We start from the raw sequence: 1,399 nt of genomic DNA on the forward strand, positions 1-1,399 counted from the left end.
CGACCGCGTCCAGGCCGCGGCCCTCGACGCCCACGGTGGCGCCGGTGGCGGTGGACCACGCGGTGGCGGGCACCGTCGCGGTGACGGCGCCGTAGGCCTCGTCGTGGGGCAGGGCGCGCACGGTGCGGTGCAGGCCGGGGAAGAGGCGGGCGGCGGTGTCCACGGCCGGGGCCGGGCGCAGCCGGAAGCCCTTGGCCTGGCCGGATCCGGGGGTGGAGAACAGGCCGAGGCCGTTGGCGACGGCGCGCTCCCCGCCGTTGTCGGAGGGGCTGCTGACGGTGCCGGCCCGCTCGGCGCCGGGCAGGCGGGCGGCCATCGCGGCGGAGCCGCCGCCGTCCATGTTGAGCGCGTTGTGGGCGCCCATGTCGCGCAGCAGGACGGCGAGGTCGGGCAGGCTGATGCCGGGGCTGTCGGCCTGCCGGCCGTCGACGGTGACCAGGTACATGCGCCGGTTGTCGGCCGAGAAGCCCACGGCGGTGCGGGCGTTGAGCTCGTTGCCGTCGTTCTCGCCGGAGCGCTGGGCGACGCCGTCGGCGACCAGGACCTGGTAGCCGCCGACCGCGACGGCGACCTCGCCGAAGGAGGCGCGCGGACGGTAGCCGACGGAGACCCGGTCGCCGGGCCTGAGGTCGCGCAGGGCGCGGGCGCCGGCCTCGCGGCCGACCAGGACGGTGGCGCCCTCGGGGACGGCGGCGCCGAGCGTGTCGCGGACGGCGGTGACCCGGCCGTCGCGCAGTTCGACCTCGGCGACCTCGGCGGAGCCGTTGGCGACGTTGCCGCGGGTGGCGTCGCCCCAGGCGGGGGTGAAGACGCCGACGCCGTCGGCGGGCAGGCCGTAGGTGTTGACGCCGTTCAGCGTCAGCTCGCGGCCGCCGGGCAGGCTCGCGTGGCCCTCCAGGAAGACCTGGGCCATCCGGGCGAGGCCGTCGGTGCCGACGGTGACGGCCTGGTTCCAGCCCTCGACGGGGGCCTGGACCAGGCCGTCCTTGCGGGAGACGCCGACGCCGAGGGGGGCCTCGGAGGCGTTCATGTCGAAGTAGTCGCCGTTGATCGCGGCGACGGCTCCGGCGCCGCGGGCCATGTCGGTGACGCTCTGGCGGGTGGTCACCTTGCCGGAGGACAGGTAGTCGACACTCAGGCCCTCGGTGTCCAGGTCGGCGACGAGGACCTTGCCGCGGATCCAGCCCGGGCCGCCGAGGCGGTCGAAGGAGGTCATGGTCAGGCCGGGGGCGATGGGGGTGACCTCGCGGCGGGTGACCACCGACTCCCCGGGGCGGTCCAGGACCAGGTCGGGGGTCTGCGCCCGGCTCTGCGCGGGGGCGTCGGTGGGGGCGGGGGCGGCCCAGGCGGGTGCGGCGAGGCCGGGCAGGCCGGCGGCCAGCGCGGTGGCCAGCGCGAG

At 77.4% G+C, this 1,399-nt stretch carries 1 protein-coding gene; it reads right to left on the minus strand.

Translation table 11 applies throughout. The features are described 5' to 3' along the window. Positions 1-1,399 (minus strand): phosphodiester glycosidase family protein (locus tag AE652_RS41430; protein ID WP_049661161.1); only part of this gene is annotated, 1,399 nt, incomplete at both ends.

The sequence above is a fragment of the Kitasatospora sp. MY 5-36 genome (genome assembly GCF_001182915.1).
GTDB lineage: Bacteria > Actinomycetota > Actinomycetes > Streptomycetales > Streptomycetaceae > Kitasatospora.